The organism is Paraburkholderia sp. CNPSo 3274 (assembly GCF_024206475.1).
Lineage (GTDB): Bacteria > Pseudomonadota > Gammaproteobacteria > Burkholderiales > Burkholderiaceae > Paraburkholderia.
Genome location: NZ_JAMBPR010000025.1, coordinates 77,125 through 92,170 on the forward strand (window position 1 = coordinate 77,125; position 15,046 = coordinate 92,170).

General features: G+C 65.6%; 12 protein-coding genes. 7 read left to right on the forward strand and 5 right to left on the reverse strand.

Annotated elements, in window-relative coordinates; translation table 11 throughout:
* The first annotated feature begins 117 nt into the window (after window positions 1–117).
* The 3 genes from ompR (at window position 118) to M3I54_RS18900 (ending at window position 2,963) form a co-directional block, all read left to right on the forward strand.
* Window positions 118–852 carry a two-component system response regulator OmpR gene (gene ompR, locus M3I54_RS18890; protein ID WP_027814652.1) on the forward strand — a complete coding sequence of 245 codons (735 nt, stop codon included), beginning with the start codon at window positions 118–120 and terminating at the stop codon, window positions 850–852.
* A gap of 53 nt (window positions 853–905) precedes the next feature.
* On the forward strand, window positions 906–2,255 hold the full coding sequence (locus tag M3I54_RS18895) for an ATP-binding protein (protein ID WP_254338524.1): 1,350 nt from the start codon (window positions 906–908) through the stop codon (window positions 2,253–2,255).
* Between the two features lie 159 nt (window positions 2,256–2,414).
* Window positions 2,415–2,963 (forward strand): peroxiredoxin, encoded by a 549-nt coding sequence (locus M3I54_RS18900; RefSeq protein ID WP_254338526.1) that lies wholly within the window; start codon window positions 2,415–2,417, stop codon window positions 2,961–2,963.
* Between the two features lie 18 nt (window positions 2,964–2,981).
* On the opposite strand, the gene M3I54_RS18905 is transcribed toward M3I54_RS18900, so the two are convergent.
* The 3 genes from M3I54_RS18905 to ispD form a co-directional block, all read right to left on the reverse strand.
* Window positions 2,982–4,127 carry an acyltransferase gene (locus tag M3I54_RS18905; RefSeq protein ID WP_302059021.1) on the reverse strand — a complete coding sequence of 382 codons (1,146 nt, stop codon included), beginning with the start codon at window positions 4,125–4,127 and terminating at the stop codon, window positions 2,982–2,984.
* Window positions 4,128–4,310: 183 nt separating this feature from the next.
* Window positions 4,311–4,790 carry a 2-C-methyl-D-erythritol 2,4-cyclodiphosphate synthase gene (ispF, locus tag M3I54_RS18910; protein ID WP_254338530.1) on the reverse strand — a complete coding sequence of 160 codons (480 nt, stop codon included), beginning with the start codon at window positions 4,788–4,790 and terminating at the stop codon, window positions 4,311–4,313.
* A gap of 34 nt (window positions 4,791–4,824) precedes the next feature.
* Window positions 4,825–5,544, reverse strand: coding sequence for a 2-C-methyl-D-erythritol 4-phosphate cytidylyltransferase (gene ispD, locus M3I54_RS18915; RefSeq protein WP_254338532.1), 720 nt, complete (start codon window positions 5,542–5,544; stop codon window positions 4,825–4,827).
* Window positions 5,545–5,781: 237 nt separating this feature from the next.
* Here ispD and mfd point away from each other — a divergent pair, with 237 nt between their 5' ends.
* The 4 genes from mfd (at window position 5,782) to mscL (ending at window position 12,330) form a co-directional block, all read left to right on the forward strand.
* Window positions 5,782–9,255: a transcription-repair coupling factor gene (gene mfd / locus M3I54_RS18920; RefSeq protein WP_254338534.1), complete on the forward strand. Its 3,474-nt coding sequence runs from the start codon at window positions 5,782–5,784 to the stop codon at window positions 9,253–9,255.
* A gap of 184 nt (window positions 9,256–9,439) precedes the next feature.
* Window positions 9,440–10,663, forward strand: a complete 1,224-nt coding sequence (argE, locus tag M3I54_RS18925; RefSeq protein WP_254338536.1) for an acetylornithine deacetylase — start codon at window positions 9,440–9,442, stop codon at window positions 10,661–10,663.
* A 21-nt stretch (window positions 10,664–10,684) separates the two neighbouring features.
* Entirely contained in the window at window positions 10,685–11,695 is a 1,011-nt protein-coding gene (locus M3I54_RS18930) for a threonine/serine dehydratase (RefSeq protein WP_254338537.1), read from the forward strand.
* Between the two features lie 188 nt (window positions 11,696–11,883).
* Complete coding sequence (mscL, locus tag M3I54_RS18935) at window positions 11,884–12,330, forward strand: large conductance mechanosensitive channel protein MscL (protein ID WP_254338539.1); 447 nt, start codon at window positions 11,884–11,886, stop codon at window positions 12,328–12,330.
* A gap of 77 nt (window positions 12,331–12,407) precedes the next feature.
* Here the strand turns inward: mscL and M3I54_RS18940 are convergent, their stop codons facing one another.
* On the reverse strand, window positions 12,408–14,405 hold the full coding sequence (locus M3I54_RS18940) for a response regulator (protein ID WP_254338542.1): 1,998 nt from the start codon (window positions 14,403–14,405) through the stop codon (window positions 12,408–12,410).
* Between the two features lie 98 nt (window positions 14,406–14,503).
* On the reverse strand, window positions 14,504–15,004 hold the full coding sequence (locus M3I54_RS18945; RefSeq protein WP_254338544.1) for a response regulator: 501 nt from the start codon (window positions 15,002–15,004) through the stop codon (window positions 14,504–14,506).
* Window positions 15,005–15,046: the final 42 nt, after the last annotated feature.

A 15,046-nucleotide genomic window follows, 5' to 3' on the forward strand; every position in this document is an offset into this window, starting at 1 on the left:
TACGTAAAGAAGTCTATCTGTCAGTGCTTGCCGTCGTGGCACAGCACGGGTAAATTTTGTAACTGACTGTAACCTGATAATTGGTGCAAACTCGCATCAGTATCCAATCGCGCTAAGATGCCAGGCATGGAAACCAAAAACCCGTCCAAAATTCTCGTTGTCGATGACGATCCCCGACTGCGGGACCTCCTGCGCCGCTACCTCGGCGAGCAGGGCTTCAATGTCTATGTGGCCGAAAACGCCCCCGCCATGAACAAGCTGTGGGTGCGCGAGCGTTTCGACCTGCTGGTGCTCGACCTCATGCTGCCAGGCGAAGACGGGCTGTCGATCTGCCGGCGTCTGCGCGGTAGCAACGACCGCACGCCCATCATCATGCTCACCGCCAAGGGCGAGGACGTGGACCGCATCGTCGGCCTCGAAATGGGTGCCGACGACTATTTGCCCAAGCCCTTCAACCCGCGCGAACTCGTCGCGCGCATTCACGCGGTGCTGCGCCGTCAGGCGCCGTCCGAACTGCCGGGCGCGCCCTCGGAAACCACCGAAGTGTTCGAGTTCGGCGAATTCGCGTTGAATCTCGCCACGCGTACGCTCACCAAGGCCGGCCAGGAAATCCCGCTCACCACGGGCGAATTCTCGGTGCTCAAGGTGTTCGCGCGTCATCCGCGCCAACCGCTCTCCCGCGAAAAGCTCATGGAGCTCGCGCGCGGCCGTGAATACGAAGTGTTCGACCGCAGCCTCGACGTGCAGATCTCGCGCCTGCGCAAGCTCATCGAACCCGATCCGGGCAGCCCGCGTTTCATTCAAACGGTTTGGGGCCTCGGCTACGTGTTCATTCCCGACGGCGCCGCGTGATCCTGGATGGAGTCTCGTTGTCTGCACTGCCTCTGTTGAAACGGGAAGGGTCCATGCGGATTGACCGGCGTTTGCTCACGCTCGCGTTCGGCGATCTGTTCTGGCGCACCTTCCTGCTGATCGCCCTTCTCATCGCAGTGAGTCTCGCCGCGTGGTTCCAGAGCTTTCGCGTGATCGAGCGGGAGCCGCGCGCGCAGCGCGTGGCGCTCCAGCTCGTCGCGATCGTGAAGCTCACGCGCACGGCGCTCCTCTACTCCGATCCCGATTTGCGCCGCGCGTTGCTGCAGGATCTCGAGAGCAACGAGGGCGTGCGCGTGTACCCGCGCGAAACCACCGACAAATACAAGCTCCAGCCCGACGAGTCGCTCAATCGCCTGATCGAGCACGACATCCGCGGGCGTCTTGGCGACGACACCGTGATCGCGCAGTCCGTGAACGACATTCCGGGCGTGTGGATCAGCTTCAAGATCGACGACGACGACTACTGGGTCGCGCTCGACCGCGACCAGCTCGACAACGTCACAGGCCTGCAGTGGGTCGGATGGGGTGTCTCTGCGCTTGCGCTATCGCTCTTCGGGGCGGCCTTCATCACGAGTCTCGTGAACCGGCCATTCGCGCGTCTCGCCATGTCGGCGCGCATGCTGGGCTCGGGGCAGCCGCCCGCGCCCTTGCCCGAGAGCGGCATGGGCGTCGCGGCCGAAACGAATCGCTCGTTCAACCAGATGGTGCGGGACCTCGAGCAGCTGGAGGCCGACCGCGCGCTGATGCTCGCGGGCATCTCGCACGATCTGCGCACGCCGCTCGCGCGCCTGCGGCTCGAGACGGAGATGAGTCCGTCCGACCAGGCCACCAAGGACGCGATGATCGACGACATCGAGCAGATGGACATGATCATCGGCCGCTTCCTCGATTACGCACGGCCCGCCCAGCGCATGCCCGAGCGCGTCGACCTCTCGGTCATCGCCGGCGAGATGGCCGGGCGCATGGCGAGCGAAGATGGCGTGCGTCTCATCACGCGGCTCGCGCCTTCGGCCATGATCGAAGCCGACGACACCGACATGCGCCGCGTCGTGGGCAACCTGATCGAGAACGCCCGCAAGTACGGCGCGAGCGAAACCGACGGCATTCCGCACATCATGCTCGAAACGCGCGTCTCTCATTCGCGCGTCGAGCTCTCGGTGGTCGACGAAGGCCCGGGCATTCCCGAGGATCAGCTCCCGCTCGTGACGCGCCCGTTTTACCGCGTAGACACGGCGCGTACGCAGGCGAATGGCACCGGACTTGGCATGGCCATCGTGCAGCGCCTCGTGGGCCGCTATCGCGGCGCGCTGCGCCTGCGCAACCGGCTGCCAGGCCCCGGCCTCGAAGTGACGATCGAGTTCCCGCTCGCCAAGGGCGCCTAAGTCTCCGCCTCGCCTGATCGAGAGCCGGCGGCGGCGCACCCTCACACCACGCGCCGCCTGCACCTGCGACAATCGTTTTCATGGGCACGCCGCGTTGCGCACCGCGCGCGGCGTCAAAGCGGGCCGCCCGGGCCCGTCTCTCGTCTGAGGACCTCCGCCATGAAAACCGTCGGCGACAAACTCGAAGCCTTTACCGTCACGGCCGCGAAGCCCGGCTTCAACCATCCCGAAGAAAACGGCGAATCGGCGTTCACCGAAATCACCGAGCAGACCTTCGCCAACAAGTGGAAGGTCATCTACTTCTACCCGAAGGATTTCACGCTCGTTTGCCCCACCGAGATCGTCGCGTTCGCACGGCTCATCAAGGAATTCGATGACCGCGAAACGGTCGTGATTGGCGGCAGTTGCGACAACGAATATGTGAAGCTCGCGTGGCGACGCGAGGACAAGAGTCTCGATCGCCTCAATCACTTTTCGTTCGGCGACGTGAAGGGCGAACTCATCGATCAGCTCGGCATACGCGACAAGGAAGCGGGCGTGGCGCTGCGCGCGACGTTCATCGTCGATCCCGACAACACGATCCAGCATGTCACGGTGAACAACCTGAACGTCGGGCGCAGCGCCGAAGAAGTGCTGCGCGTGCTCGATGGGTTACAGACCGGCGAGCTGTGTCCGGACGGCCGCGAAGTCGGCGGCGGAACGCTCTAGGCTACGCGCCGCCGCGCATCACGTCTGGCTCGCTGCCGCGCGGGTGGGCAGGCGGTTGCGTATCGCCGTTTCGAGCGGCCGCTTCCACTCGAGCACGCGCTTTTCGAGCACCTGCCACGACAGATGCGCGAGCAGCACGGCCAGTGCGAACTGCAGCACGAGCGCGAGGACCGGCTGCGCCACCTCGGGCACGTGAAACCGCGCATAGAGCCCCGGCGCCACGCCAAGACGCGCCGGCACGAGGTTGTGAAACAGATAGAAGCCGTAGCTGATCGTGCCGAGCCAGGCCAGCGGCCGCAGTTCCAGCGCCGCGACCAGTACGCTGTCCTGACGACGCACGAGCCACAGGAACAACGCGCCGAGCGAGAGCGCGAGCCCGATGTCGAAGCAGCCCGGCAGCATCGCCGCGCTCGTCACGCCGTCGGTGCAGCCAGCACAATCGGCGCGCGCCAGCGCGAAGCCGGCGATCGCCGCACACGCACCAACGAACCACACTGCGCTTAATGCCCCCGGGCGCAATGGCACACGCGCGGCTCCAATCGCCAGTGCGCCGCCGAGCGCAAGCATGGCGAAATTCCACGGCGAGAATGCGTAGATGAGCGGCGCGATCGCCCCTTCCTCGTAAAGCGCGAGATGCGCGAACGCAGCCGCCGCGATGACCACCGCGCAGAGCGTGAGATGGCGCGACGCGCGCACGAACAGCAACGCAAACGGCGCGACGAGATAGAACTGCTGCTCGACCGCGAGGCTCCAGAAATGCGAAACGGTGCCGGGCCACCCGTCGTGCACCACGCCGATCCAGTAATTGGAGAGGAAAACGAAATGCCAGGCGAGCCCGAGATCGACATCGCGCTGATAGAAGCTCGCATGCGCGATGGTGAGCGCAACGAGCAGCAGGTAGTACACGGGAAAGATACGCAGCGCGCGCTTCATGAAAAAAACGTACAGCAGCGCGGCCGTGCGCGCGCCGTGCTGCTCGATACGAACCCGATTGCGATGCAGCTCACCGATGATCAGATAGCCGCTGATCAGAAAGAACAGCCAAACGCCGATCTTGCCCGCATCGATCGCGTCGACGTGGGCCTTGTGCGAGAGGAACACGAGCACCACTGCCAGCGCCCGCAGGCCATCGAGGCCTTTCACGCGTCTTTCAACTCCCGCCATCGTCCTCCCCACTTCCGGTTACCGGTTCAGTATGGGACGAAAAAAACGGAAATTAATCGGCAAGAAAAGCAACGGCGATGATTGCAGCTGCAATCATCGCCGTCAGGTGGGGAGCAGGCACGCGCCCTGCTCGCGCCGCTCAACCCCGCCGTTCACCCTTCAAAACGAGGGTTGAATGACCGCTCACGCGCGCAGCAACAGTACCGCCGCCTGCGCTTCGATCCCTTCGCTGCGGCCGAGATAGCCGAGCTTTTCATTCGTCTTCGCCTTCACGTTGACGCGCTCGACCGGCAGGTTCAGGTCTTCGGCGATCGTCTTGCGCATCGATTCGATGTGAGGCGCGAGCTTGGGCGCCTGCGCGATCACCGTGGTATCGACGTTCATGAGCGTGAAGCCCGCCTCCTGCACGCGGCGCAGACATTCGCGCAGCAGCACGCGGCTGTTCGCGCCGTAGAACTGCTGGTCGGTATCCGGAAAATGGCGGCCGATGTCGCCGAGTGCGGCGGCGCCGAACAGCGCGTCGGTGATGGCGTGCAGCAGCACGTCGGCGTCCGAGTGGCCGAGCAGGCCGCGATCGTAGGGGATCGTCACGCCGCCGAGCACGAGCGGGCGGCCGGGCACCAGCGCGTGCACGTCGTAGCCTTGTCCGATTCTGATGTCCATGATTGGGGTTCCGGGTAAGAGGATTGCGGCGCGCTTACTCTGCGGGCCGGCTGAGAATCGCTTCGGCGAGCGCGAAATCTTCGGGGTACGTCACCTTGAAATTGCGCAGGCTGCCCTGCACGAGTCGCGGCGCGTGACCGAGCCATTCGATCGCGCTCGCTTCGTCGGTGAGATCGTGGCCGTCTTGGTGCGCGCGCTCGATCGCCGTGCGCAGCATGCCGATGCGGAACATCTGCGGGGTCTGGGCCTGCCAGAGGCCGTCGCGCGATTCGGTGCGCGCGATATGCGCGCCGGGCGCCGCGGGGTCCTTCGGCGCGACGCGCTTGAGCGTGTCGGCCACCGGGAGCGCCATGATGCCGCCCACGGGGTCGTCCTTGAGCGACTCGACCAGCGCGCGGATCAGTGCGGGCGTGATGCCGGGGCGCGCGGCGTCGTGCACGAGCACCCAGTCGTCGTCGGTTGCGCCGAATTCGGCGAGCGCGGCGAGGCCGTTGTAGACCGATGCCTGGCGCGAGGCGCCCCCGCAGCGGCGCACGGCAAAGCGCAAGCCGCCGAAGCGCCGGGCGTCAAAGTGGTTATCGTCGGGAGAAATCACCACGAGCGTCTGCGAGAATTCGTTGCAGGCGTCAAAAGCGGCGAGCGTATAGTGCAGGAGGTCGCGTCCGGCAACGATTCGGTATTGTTTCGGCATGGCCGAGCCCGAACGGCTGCCGGTGCCGGCGCACGGAATCAGGGCAAAGAGGCGTGAAGTCACGGTGTCGCGAGCCGCATGAGTCAAAGTAAAGGACGGATTTTATAATAGGTCCCTTACCCGCACGCAGGACGTCCGCAAAACGGCCATAGAATGCCCGCGCAACGTAAGTAAAAGCGCGCCGAATTGACTTGAAGACCAGAAACCGGCCCCCATATTCTGGCGCTGCACTCTGCCCGAACTGAACTGGCCACCAAACCGACACAAGCGCCGACACAAGCGTCGGCCACCCTGTTGCCCATGTCCGATATCGCCGCTTCCTCGCAATCTCCGTCCCCCGTTGCCGTCGTCAAGCCGGGGCAGCGCTACGCGTTCGACGGCACGCACGGCTCGTCCGACGCGCTCCTGATCGCCCGCTACCGCGAAGCCGCGCGCGCCGGCGCCGCCCCGCTGCTTGCCGTGATCTGCGCCAGCGCCGTGGACGCGCAGCGGCTTGCCCAGGAGATTCCGTTCTTCGCGCCCGAGGCGCGCGTGCGCCTCCTGCCCGACTGGGAAACGCTGCCGTACGACACGTTCTCGCCGCACCAGGACCTCGTTTCCGAGCGCCTCGCCACGCTGCACGATCTCGGCGAAGGCCGCTGCGACATTCTCATCGTGCCGGCCACCACGGCGCTCTACCGCATGCCGCCCGCATCGTTCCTCGCGGCCTATACGTTCTCGTTCTCGCAGGGCGAGCGCCTCGACGAAGCGAAGCTCAAGTCGCAGCTCACGCTCGCGGGCTACGAGCACGTGAGCCAGGTGGTGCGCCCGGGCGAATACTGCGTGCGCGGCTCGCTCATCGACCTCTTTCCGATGGGCTCGCCACTGCCCTATCGCATCGACCTGTTCGACGACCAGGTCGACTCGATCCGCGCGTTCGATCCGGACAGCCAGCGCAGCCTCTATCCCGTGAAGGACGTGCGCCTGCTGCCTGGCCGCGAGTTCCCGTTCGATGAAGCCGCGCGCACGGCGTTTCGCAGCCGCTGGCGCGAGGTGTTCGAGGGCGACCCGAGCCGCGCGACGATCTACAAGGACATGGGCAACGGCGTGCCTTCGGCTGGCATCGAATACTACCTGCCGCTCTTTTTCGAAGAGACGGCTACGCTCTTCCACTATCTGCCCGAAAACGCCCAACTGGTGTTCTCGGGCGACCTCGACGCCGCGATCCGCCGCTTCACGAACGACACGAAGCAGCGCCACAACTTCCTCTCGCACGACCGCGAGCGGCCGATCCTGGAGCCGCAACGCCTCTTCCTGACCGACGAGGACTTCTTCGCGTTCGCGAAGCCCTTCGCGCGCCTCGTGCTGCCCGCCACGAGCGCGGGCGGCTGGGCCACGGCGCTGCCGACCCTCGCGATCGACCGCCACGCCGACGACCCGCTCGCTTCGCTGCGCACGTACCTCGACGCGACGAAAAACCGCGTGCTGTTCGCGGTGGAGTCGGCCGGCCGGCGCGAAACCATCGCGCAACTGCTCGCCGACAACCATCTGCGCCCCGCGGGCACGGATAGCTTCGAGGACTGGCTCACCGGCGACGAGCGCTTCGCGCTGGGCGTCGCGCCGCTTTCCACGGGATTCTCGCTGCCAGGCGAGGAACTCGCGGTCATCACCGAAACCGAGCTTTACGGGCCGCTCGCGCGCCGCACCGGGCGCCGCCGCCAGGAACAGGCGAGCAACGTCGACTCGATGGTGCGCGACCTCTCCGAACTGAAAGTGGGCGATCCAGTGGTCCATGCGCAGCACGGCATCGGCCGCTATCACGGCCTGGTGACGATGGACCTCGGCGAAGGCGACACCGAGTTCCTGCACCTCGAATACGCGAACGGTAGCAAGCTCTACGTGCCGGTGTCGCAGTTGCACGTAATTTCGCGCTACAGCGGCGCCGATCCCGATAGCGCGCCGCTGCACGCGCTCGGCTCGGGCCAGTGGGAAAAGGCGCGCCGCAAGGCCGCGCAGCAGATCCGCGACACCGCTGCCGAGCTTTTGAACCTCTACGCGCGCCGCGCCGCGCGCGAGGGCCACGCGTTCGCACTCGAACCGCGCGACTACGTCAAGTTCGCGGAGAGTTTCGGCTTCGAGGAAACGCCTGACCAGGCCGCGGCGATCGCCGCCGTGATCGGCGACATGACGAGCGGCAAGCCGATGGACCGCCTCGTATGCGGCGACGTGGGCTTCGGCAAGACGGAAGTGGCGTTGCGTGCGGCGTTCATCGCCGTGATGGGCGGCAAGCAGGTGGCGATTCTCTCGCCCACCACGCTGCTCGCCGAGCAGCACACGCAAACCTTCACGGACCGCTTCGCCGACTGGCCCGTGCGCATCGCCGAGCTGTCGCGCTTCAAGACCGCGAAGGAAGTGAGCGGCTCGATCCAGCAGATCAACGACGGCAGCGTCGATATCGTGATCGGCACGCACAAGCTGCTTTCGTCCGATGTTCAGTTCAAGCGCCTCGGGCTCGTAATCATCGACGAGGAGCACCGCTTTGGCGTGCGCCAGAAGGAGGCGCTCAAGGCGCTGCGCGCGGAAGTGGACGTGCTCACGCTCACCGCCACGCCGATTCCACGCACGCTCGGCATGGCGCTCGAAGGCTTGCGCGACTTCTCCGTGATCGCGACCGCGCCGCAAAAGCGTCTCGCCATCAAGACTTTCGTGCGCCGCGAGGAAGACAGCGTGATTCGCGAGGCCATGCTGCGCGAACTCAAGCGCGGCGGCCAGGTGTACTTCCTGCACAATGAGGTCGAAACCATCGAGAACCGCCGTGCGATGCTCGAAGCGCTCGTGCCGGAAGCGCGTATCGCCGTGGCGCACGGCCAGATGCACGAGCGCGAACTCGAGACCGTGATGCGCGATTTCGTGGCGCAGCGCGCGAACGTGCTGCTCTGTACCACGATCATCGAGACCGGCATCGATGTGCCGACCGCGAACACCATCCTTATCCACCGTTCCGACAAATTCGGTCTCGCACAGCTACACCAGTTGCGCGGCCGCGTCGGTCGCTCGCACCACCAGGCGTACGCGTATTTGCTCGTGCACGATCCGCAAGGGCTCACGAAGCAGGCGCAGCGCCGGCTCGAAGCCATCCAGCAGATGGAAGAACTCGGTTCGGGCTTCTATCTGGCGATGCACGACCTGGAGATTCGCGGCACGGGCGAAGTGCTCGGCGACAAGCAGTCGGGCGAGATCCAGGAGATCGGCTTCCAGCTCTATACGGACATGCTCAACGACGCCGTGAAGGCGCTGAAAGACGGCCGCGAGCCCGATCTCAACGCGCCGCTCGCGGCGACCACCGAGATCAACCTGCACGCGCCCGCCATCCTGCCCGCCGACTATTGCGGCGACGTGCAGGAGCGCCTCTCGCTCTACAAGCGACTCGCGAACTGCGAGCACGACGATTCGATCGACGGTATTCAGGAAGAGCTGATCGACCGCTTCGGCAAGATGCCGGCGCAGGCGCATGCGCTGATCGAAACGCACCGTCTGCGTCTTGCGGCCAAGCCGCTCGGCATCACGAAGATCGATGCGGGCGAAGCGGTGATTGGCCTGCAGTTCGTGCCGAATCCGCCCGTGGACGCCATGCGCATCATCGAGATGGTGCAGAAACACAAGCACATCAAGCTCGCAGGGCAGGACAAGCTGCGCATCGAAACGCGCAGCCCCGACCTCGCGGTGCGCGTGGCCACCGTGAAGGAGACGTTGCGCGCGCTCGGTGCGCCCAATCGCGCTGGCGCATCGCGCTGAACGCCTTTTCAGCATCTTCGGACGCCCGCGCGGTTTGCCCTGAGCGCGGGCGTTTTCACGTCATGCTGCAGCGCGCCATGCCCATCGCAATCGCCCGCTGCGTGGGACGCCGCACTACCCGCAGCTTTGGCTTGCCGCATTCTTTTTGGGTAAGATGAAGAATACAAGCAAGCTGGAGTCCAACATGTCCCTCGCCGCTGAAACAGCGCAGTCGTCCACGCCTTCCGCCGCCCTTCCCGCGTCGCTTCCCTGGGTCACCCGCCTTGTTTCGATGGACACGGTCAGCCGCCATCCGAATCTCGGCCTGATCGAGACCGTGCGTGACGATCTGCGCGCGCGCGGCATCGAATCGACGCTCACCTATGGCCGCGACGGCAAATGGGCCAACCTGTTCGCCACGATCCCCGCGCACGACGGCGAGACGAACGGCGGCATCGTGCTCTCGGGCCACACCGACGTGGTACCGGTGGACGGCCAGAAATGGGACAGCGACCCGTTCAAGCCCGAGATTCGCGACGGCCTGCTCTATGGCCGCGGCACCTGCGACATGAAGGGATTCATCGGCGCGGCGCTCACGCTCCTGCCCGAGATCCAGCAGACGAAACTCGCCAAGCCCTTGCACCTCGCGCTCTCGTTCGACGAGGAAGTGGGCTGCGTAGGCGCGCCGCTCATGATCGAAGAACTCGTGAAGCGCGGCGTGAAACCTGAAGGCTGCATCGTGGGCGAGCCCACGAGCATGCGCCCCATCGTTGCGCACAAGGGCATCAACGCGTACCAGTGCTGCGTGCGCGGCCAGGCCGCACATTCGTCGCTCACGCCGCGCGGCCTCAACGCGATCGAGTATGCGGCGCGCCTCATCTGCTACATCCGCGACATGGCCGACGAGTTCCGCGCGAACGGTCCGTTCGACGAGCTTTACGACGTGCCGTTCACGACCGCGCAGACGAGCACGATCGAAGGCGGCAACGCCATCAACACGGTGCCGGCCGAATGCCGCTTCGCGTTCGAGTTCCGCAATCTGCCGACGCTCAACCCCGACACGATCTTCGCGCGTATCGAGCAGTACGCGCGCGAAACGCTCGTGCCGAAGATGCAGCGCGAACATGCGGTGGGCGCGATCGAGTTCACGAAGATCGCCGCGGCACCCGGTCTCGACGCCACCGAGCAAGCCGCGATCACGCAGCTCGTGCGCGCGCTCACCGCCGACCAGGCGCGCCTCAAGGTGGCCTATGGCACTGAGGCGGGCCTCTTCGCACGCGCGGGCATTCCGAGCGTGGTGTGCGGTCCGGGCGACATTCAGCAGGCGCACAAGCCGAACGAATATGTTTCGCTCGAACAGCTCGCGGCCTGCGAAGGTTTCCTGCGCAAGCTCGTGCACGGCATGTCCGTCGAAGCCCTGGCACAGTAACCACGCTGGACGCGCACCATTATGTCCACCGCCGCGCCGCTCCCCACCAGCCACACGATAGACGGTGAGGCGATCCCTACGCTCGACGAGATCGCCTCGCAGCATTTCGCGCTCGCGCCGTGGGTGCTGCGCACACCGGTGTTCGACCGCCACGACCTGTCCACGCTCGAAGCGACGCTCGTGAACTTCAAGTTCGAGCTGTTGCAGTCGAGCGGCAGCTTCAAGGTGCGCGGCGCGTTCACGCATCTGCTCGCACTCGACGCCGCGCAACGCAGCGCTGGCGTCACGTGCGTTTCGGGCGGTAATCACGCCATTGCGGTGGCGTATGCGGCGATGCGCCTTGGCATCAGCGCGAAGGTCGTGCTCTTTCGCACCGCGAGCGCGGCGCGCGTTGCGCAGTGCAAGCGCTTTGGCGCGGAAATCGTCGTGGCGGGCAACAGCAGCGAGGCGTTCGAGATCGTGCGTCGCATCGAGACCGACGAGGGACGCTATTTCGTGCATCCCTTCAACGGTTATCGCACGGTGCTCGGCACGGCCACGCTCGGCTACGAATGGGCCACCCAGGCGCCCGATCTCGACGCGGTCGTCGTGCCCATTGGCGGTGGCGGTCTCGCTGCGGGCGTCGCCACCGCGCTGCGGCTCGCGAATCCGCGCGTGCGCGTGTATGGCGTCGAGCCCGAGGGCTCGGACGTGATGGCACGCAGCTTCGCCGCGAACCACACGGTGCGCCTGACCCACATGCACTCGATCGCCGACTCGCTCATGGCGCCGCATGCGGAGCAATACAGCTATACGCTGTGCCGCCGTCATCTCGAACGCGTCGTCACGGTCTCCGACGAGGCGTTGCGCAGCGCAATGCGCGTGCTCTTCGAGCAACTCAAGCTCGCCGTCGAGCCCGCTTGCGCCACCGCCACGGCGGGGCTGCTCGGGCCGCTGCGCGACACGCTGCAAGGCAAGCGCGTGGGCGTGCTGCTGTGTGGCACCAATACCGACCCGGCGACTTTCCACCAGCAGATCTCGCTCGCGCACTGAATCCAAACGCGGCCCAAAGTTAGCGCGGTGGGCACGCCGCGTGCGTTCGCCGGGACTTCGTCGCCGTCCCTGGCAAAACGTCAGGGAATGTCAAATTGCTACCGCGATATGGATGCGTTCGCTATGATTGCGCCAATATGCCGTATTGACCCCAGCCCCGTGCTGCGCCATTCAGGGAGAGCCCGCTCATGAGCATCGTCCAGGAGTTCAAGGAATTCGCCGTCAAAGGCAACGTGATGGATCTCGCCGTCGGTGTGATCATCGGCGGCGCGTTCTCGAGCATTGTCAACTCAATCGTGAAAGACCTCATCATGCCGGTCATCGGCGTGATCACGGGCGGCCTCGACTTCTCGAATATGTTCGTGCGGCTCGGCCACATTCCGGCCAGCTATAAAGGCAACCCCGAGTCGTACAAGGACCTGCAGACCGCTGGCGTGGCCGTGTTCGGCTATGGCTCGTTCATCACCGCGGTGATCAACTTCGTCATCCTCGCGTTCATCATCTTTTTGATGGTGAAGTTCATCAACAAGCTGCGCCAGCCGCAAGCCGCCGCGCCCGCCGAGCCGCCGCCCACGCCCGAAGACGTGCTGCTGCTGCGCGAGATCCGCGATTCGTTGCAGAACAGTCCGCGCTGATCCTCACAAGCGTCCAGACAAAAGCCCGCGCCGCCGCAAGGCCGCGCGGGCTTTTTTGTGCCCGGCTCAAGGCAGAGTCAGGGACAAGGCGCGGCGGAATCGGGCTCGGCCGCCGCGCTGCGCGCGGCTACGGCCTCTTCAATCAGCCGTTCGAGCTGCTCGAAGTTGACGGGTTTCGTGAGATGCGCAGTAAAGCCCGCTTCGACGCTGCGGCGCACGTCGTCGTCGGTTCCGAAGCCGGTAAGCGCGACGGCGGGCACCGTTGATTGCGCACGAAACGCCCGAATGAAGTCGATGCCCGAGCCGTCCGGCAGGCCGATGTCGCTCACCACGAGGTCGAAGGCCATGCTGGCCGTGAGCGCGAGCGCGCCAGCCACGCTGCCCGCCACCGCCACCTCGTGGCCGCCTGCGCGCATCAGCTGCGACATGACCTCGGCGGTGTCCTCGTGATCCTCGATCAGCAGGATGTTCAGCGCACCCACCCGATGCGGTCCGCGCAGCTCGGCGGTCGCGGCCGCCCCCACGCCCCGCGCCGCGCTCGGCAGCACGATGGTGAAGGTCGCGCCACAATGCGCGCCGGGGCTCTTCGCGCTGACGTTCCCGCCGTGCGCCTCGGTCAGCGCCCGCGTCACGGCGAGACCCAAACCGAGCCCGCCGAACTGGCGCGTGAGATTGTGGCTGCCCTGCTCGAAGGCATGAAAGAGCTTGCCGATCTGCTCCGGTGCGATGCCGATGCCCGTATCCTCGACCTCAATTTCCACCTGCATGCGCTCGTCGCGCGTGCGCACGTAAATGTGGCCGCCGTCGGGCGTGAATTTCGCGGCGTTGCGCACGAGGTTCCACAGCATCTGCTGCAGGCGCGCGCGGTCGCCGCGCACATAATGCTGCTGCGCGCGCAGATCGACGTGCACGTCCTGCTGCTTGATCTGGATTTCGCTATGGAAGAGCTCGAGCACGGCCTCGATCACCTCGTGCACGTCAACGGTGTCGAGCGCAAGGCTCAGCTTGCCGTTGGCCACGCGCGTGAGATCGAGCAGGTCGTCGATCAGACGCGCCTCAAGCTCGATATTGCGGCGGATCATCAGCACACCCGCGCGCGCCGCATCGGGCAGGCCCGGGATCTGCTCCAGCAGACGCGTGCCCGCGAGCACCGGCGTGAGCGGCGTGCGCAGCTCGTGCGAGAGCATAGCGAGGAAGCGGTCTTTCGCGCGGTTGGCCTCCTCGGCGGTCTGCCGCGCGGCCTGCGCCGAGGCGAGCAGGCGCTCGCGCTCCTGGGTCGCTTCGCGCTGCGAGTCGATGTCGGTGCAACTGCCGAACCATTTGTTTACGCCGCCGCGCGGGTCGCGCATCGGAACGATTCGGACATCGAACCATCGATATACGCCATCGTGGCGGCGAATTCGCAACTCGTGGCGATAGTCGGTGGCACCGCTGCTCACGGCTGTGAGCCAGGTTTGGCGAATCTCTTCGCGATCGTCCGCATGCACGGCGTCGAGCCACGCGAGACCATCCGACTGGTCCGCGTCGAGACCCGTGTAGTCGAGCCACTGCTTCGAGACAAAGTCGCAATTGCCGTCCGCGCCGCAGGTGAGCACGAGGTGCGGCAATGCTTCGGAGAGCGTGCGGTAGTGCTCTTCGCGGTCGCGCAGTAGCAGCGCTTCGTCGGAGGCGCGCTGCAGCGCCACCTGCGAGAGCACGCGCGCAACGGCTTCAGGCAGATAGTCAAGATAGTCGCCCGATTTCGGCACCACATCCGAGACGCCCGCGCGCAACGCGGCGATCACGCGAGATTCGTCGGTGAAGCCGGTCACGAGGATGGCCGGCACGCGCACATCGTCGGCACGCAGGCGGCGGAAGAAGTCGAGGCCCGTTTCCGCGCCGTCGAGCTGATAGTCGAGCACGAGCACGTCGGGCGTCTGCACGGCGAGCAGCGCGCGCGCCTCCCCGACGCCCGTGCAGGTGTCCACGCGCGCACCGGCGCGCAGAAGCGATTTGCGCGCGAGGCGCAGGATGCCTTCGTCGTCGTCGACGACGAGCACGCGCGCGCCGTCCAGCATCGTGGGTTCCTCAGTCATGCGCGAAGCGTCCCTTCGGGCACGGGTCGGGTTTGCCGCCGTTCTTCCATTCGGTTGCCAATGCGTGATGATTCCGTGCGTGATGCACGCGTGATGCGTTATTGGGCGCCGGCCGCTCGCGCCTGGACGAAGCGATGTCCTGGCGGCAGCTTGACGACCTGGAGAAAGAAGCCGAGTCGGCGAACGGCCTCGATGAACGCGTCATATTCGACCGGTTTCGTGATGTACACGTTGCAGCCGAGCTCATAGCAGCGTTCGATCTCGCGAGGGTCGTCGGTGGTCGTGAGCACGATCACCGGCACCGACGCCGTGGCGGGCTCCGCTTTCAGGCGCCGCAGCACCTCGAAGCCGTCCACGCGCGGCATGCGCAGGTCGAGCAGCACGACAAAATTGCCGAGCGCGTCGCGCGACGGCCAGTTCGCGGCCGCAGCCGGGCTATCGCCCGGCGTGCCGAAAAAGTAATCGAGCGCCTCCTGGCCGTCGCGAAAGCGCAGAAAGCCGTTCGAGATCCCCGAACGCCGCAGGTTGCGCTCGACCAGCGTGGCATGCCCGTCGTCGTCTTCGATCAGCACGATGCTGACCTGTTCCCCGTTCGTCATCTCGACTCTCCTACGTCCTGCATGAACTTTTCAAGGCTTGTT

Bases quoted from the DNA above. Each gene is read 5' to 3' on its own strand.
- ompR (WP_027814652.1), top strand. From the start codon at position 118: ATGCCAGGCATGGAAACCAAAAACCCGTCCAAAATTCTCGTTGTCGAT.
- M3I54_RS18895 (WP_254338524.1), top strand. From the start codon at position 906: ATGCGGATTGACCGGCGTTTGCTCACGCTCGCGTTCGGCGATCTGTTC.
- M3I54_RS18900 (WP_254338526.1), top strand. From the start codon at position 2,415: ATGAAAACCGTCGGCGACAAACTCGAAGCCTTTACCGTCACGGCCGCG.
- M3I54_RS18905 (WP_302059021.1), bottom strand. From the start codon at position 4,127: ATGGCGGGAGTTGAAAGACGCGTGAAAGGCCTCGATGGCCTGCGGGCG.
- ispF (WP_254338530.1), bottom strand. From the start codon at position 4,790: ATGGACATCAGAATCGGACAAGGCTACGACGTGCACGCGCTGGTGCCC.
- mfd (WP_254338534.1), top strand. From the start codon at position 5,782: ATGTCCGATATCGCCGCTTCCTCGCAATCTCCGTCCCCCGTTGCCGTC.
- argE (WP_254338536.1), top strand. From the start codon at position 9,440: ATGTCCCTCGCCGCTGAAACAGCGCAGTCGTCCACGCCTTCCGCCGCC.
- M3I54_RS18930 (WP_254338537.1), top strand. From the start codon at position 10,685: ATGTCCACCGCCGCGCCGCTCCCCACCAGCCACACGATAGACGGTGAG.
- mscL (WP_254338539.1), top strand. From the start codon at position 11,884: ATGAGCATCGTCCAGGAGTTCAAGGAATTCGCCGTCAAAGGCAACGTG.
- M3I54_RS18940 (WP_254338542.1), bottom strand. From the start codon at position 14,405: ATGACTGAGGAACCCACGATGCTGGACGGCGCGCGCGTGCTCGTCGTC.
- M3I54_RS18945 (WP_254338544.1), bottom strand. From the start codon at position 15,004: ATGACGAACGGGGAACAGGTCAGCATCGTGCTGATCGAAGACGACGAC.